Origin of the sequence: Streptomyces diastatochromogenes (assembly GCF_002242805.1) — a bacterium.
In the GTDB taxonomy this organism is placed as follows: domain Bacteria; phylum Actinomycetota; class Actinomycetes; order Streptomycetales; family Streptomycetaceae; genus Streptomyces; species Streptomyces diastatochromogenes.
This window is the reverse complement of record NZ_MCGQ01000124.1, coordinates 1-3,034: the sequence shown is the minus strand read 5'-3', so window position 1 is coordinate 3,034 and position 3,034 is coordinate 1. Positions and strand designations below refer to the sequence as shown.

The window sequence follows — 3,034 nt, the reverse complement described above, 5'->3', positions numbered from 1 at the left end:
CGGCCGCCACCAGCGCCAGGAACGGCACGGTGATGAACAGGAGCAGCGTGATCTGCTCGATCGAACGCTTCTGCTCGCCGCCCAGCGTGGCGGAGGAAAGGAGAGTGTCGTCGGCCGTACGGGAATCTTCGATCACATCGGAACGTGAGGTCATGCGTGTCCCCTGTGGGGTTCGAGGGTCGAGACAGGGCGCCGGACCGGCCGGACCGAACGGGACTCCAGCAATCCTTCCCTACGGTTCCGTAACCTACGGCGACGTAAGTATGGCAGCGTGTCGAGCCGCGGCAAGAGCCCGAGAACCTGCGCGTCCGCATCGACACCTATCCTTGGAGTCGGTCGGACAGCGCGGTCCGCTCTGATTCCTTCCCGGACGTTCCGACCCGTATGCGGCACCCGCCGCATGGTGGACGGTGCCCCGGGTTCCCTCCCAGACGAGCTTCAACACTGCAAGGAGCCGCACCTGTGAGCAGTGCCGACGACCAGACCACCACGACCAGCAGCGAGCTGCGCGCCGACATCAGGCGACTGGGTGACCTCCTGGGCGAGACCCTCGTACGGCAGGAAGGCCCCGAACTCCTCGACCTCGTCGAGAAGGTCCGCCGCCTCACCCGCGAGGACGGCGAGGCCGCCGCCGAGCTGCTGCGGGGCACCGAACTGGACACCGCCGCCAAGCTGGTCCGCGCCTTCTCCACCTACTTCCACCTGGCCAACGTCACCGAGCAGGTGCACCGCGGCCGCGAGCTGCGCGAAAGGCGCGCCGCCGAGGGCGGCCNNACCCCGAGCACCTGCGGCAGAGCGTCGAGCACCTCAACGTTCGTCCAGTGTTCACGGCACACCCCACCGAGGCCGCGCGCCGGTCCGTCCTCAACAAGCTCCGGCGCATCGCCGCACTCCTGGACACCCCCGTCCTCGACTCCGACCGCCGCCGCCACGACGTCCGCCTCGCCGAGAACATCGACCTGGTGTGGCAGACGGACGAACTGCGCGTCGTCCGGCCCGAGCCCGCCGACGAGGCCCGCAACGCCATCTACTACCTCGACGAGCTGCATGCCGACGCGGTGGGAGACGTCCTGGAGGATCTGACGGCCGAACTGGAGCGCGTCGGCGTCAAGCTGCCCGACACCACCCGCCCCCTCACCTTCGGCACCTGGATCGGCGGCGACCGCGACGGCAACCCCAACGTCACCCCCCAGGTCACCTGGGACGTCCTCATCCTCCAGCACGAACACGGCATCAACGACGCCCTGGAGATGATCGACGAACTGCGCGGACTGCTCTCCAACTCCATCCGCTACGCCGGCGCCACCGAGGAACTCCTCCAGTCCCTCCACGCCGACCTGGAGCGACTGCCCGAGATCAGCCCCCGCTACAAGCGCCTCAACGCCGAGGAGCCCTACCGGCTCAAGGCCACCTGCATCCGGCAGAAGCTGGAGAACACCAAGCAGCGCCTCGCCAAGGGCACCCCGCACCAGGACGGCCGCGACTACCTCGGCACCGGCGAGCTGCTGAGCGACCTCAGGCTCATCCAGACCTCTCTGCGCGAGCACCGCGGCGCCCTCTTCGCCGACGGCCGCATGAGCCGCACCATCCGCACCCTGGCCGCCTTCGGCCTCCAGCTCGCCACCATGGACGTACGCGAACACGCCGACGCCCACCACCACGCCCTCGGCCAGCTCTTCGACCGCCTCGGCGAGGAGTCCTGGCGCTACGCCGACATGCCCCGCGACTACCGGGCCAAGCTCCTCGCCAAGGAGCTGCGCTCCAGGAGGCCGCTGGCCCCGACCCCGGCCCCCGTCGACGCGGCCGGCGCCAAGACCCTCGGCGTCTTCGAGACCGTCAAGCGCGCCCTGGAGGTCTTCGGCCCCGAGGTCATCGAGTCCTACATCATCTCCATGTGCCAGGGCGCCGACGACGTCTTCGCCGCCGCCGTCCTCGCTCGCGAGGCCGGCCTCCTCGACCTGCACGCCGGCTGGGCCAAGATCGGCATCGTGCCGCTCCTGGAGACCACCGACGAGCTGCGCGCCGCCGNNGCCTGGTCGCGCTGCGCGGCGACGTCCAGGAGGTCATGCTCGGCTACTCCGACTCCTCCAAGTTCGGCGGCATCACCACCAGCCAGTGGGAGATCCACCGGGCACAGCGCCGCCTGCGTGACGTGGCGCACCGGTACGGCGTCCGCCTCCGCCTCTTCCACGGCCGCGGCGGCACCGTCGGCCGCGGCGGCGGCCCCTCCCACGACGCCATCCTCGCCCAGCCCTGGGGCACCCTGGAGGGCGAGATCAAGGTCACCGAACAGGGCGAGGTCATCTCCGACAAGTACCTCATCCCGTCCCTGGCCCGGGAGAACCTCGAACTGACGGTCGCGGCCACCCTGCAGGCCTCCGCCCTGCACACCGCCCCCCGCCAGTCCGACGAGGCCCTCGCCCGCTGGGACGCCGCCATGGACGTCGTCTCCGACGCCGCCCACGCCGCCTACCGCAGGCTCGTCGAGGACCCCGACCTGCCGACGTACTTCCTCGCCTCCACGCCGGTCGACCAGCTCGCCGACCTGCACCTGGGCTCGCGGCCCTCCCGCCGCCCCGGCTCGGGCGTCTCGCTCGACGGCCTGCGCGCCATCCCCTGGGTGTTCGGCTGGACCCAGTCCCGGCAGATCGTCCCCGGCTGGTTCGGCGTCGGCTCCGGCCTCAAGGCCCTGCGCGAAGCCGGCCTGGACAGCGTGCTCGACGAGATGCACGGGCAGTGGCACTTCTTCCGCAACTTCATCTCCAACGTCGAGATGACCCTCGCCAAGACGGACCTGCGGATCGCCCAGCACTACGTGGACACCCTCGTCCCGGACGACCTCAAGCACGTCTTCGACACCATCAAGGCCGAACACGAGCTGACCGTCAGCGAGGTACTGCACGTCACCGGCGAGAAGGAACTCCTCGACGCCCAGCCCGCCCTCCGGCAGACCTTCACCATCCGCGACGCCTACCTGGACCCGATCTCCTACCTCCAGGTCACCCTGCTCAAGCGCCAGCGCGACGCCGCTGCC

General features: G+C 70.2%; 4 pseudogenes. 3 read left to right on the top strand and 1 reads right to left on the bottom strand.

Annotated elements, in window-relative coordinates:
* Nucleotides 1-154 (bottom strand): annotated as a pseudogene (locus tag BEK98_RS50695) (acyl-CoA desaturase); the annotation flags it as partial.
* Nucleotides 155-462: 308 nt separating this feature from the next.
* On the opposite strand from BEK98_RS50695, the pseudogene BEK98_RS50690 reads away from it, so the two are divergent.
* The 3 pseudogenes from BEK98_RS50690 to BEK98_RS50680 form a co-directional block, all read left to right on the top strand.
* Nucleotides 463-772, top strand: a pseudogene (locus tag BEK98_RS50690) (phosphoenolpyruvate carboxylase); the annotation flags it as partial.
* A gap of 2 nt (nt 773-774) precedes the next feature.
* Nucleotides 775-2,028, top strand: a pseudogene (locus BEK98_RS50685) (phosphoenolpyruvate carboxylase); the annotation flags it as partial.
* Nucleotides 2,029-2,030: 2 nt separating this feature from the next.
* Nucleotides 2,031-3,034, top strand: a pseudogene (locus BEK98_RS50680) (phosphoenolpyruvate carboxylase); the annotation flags it as partial.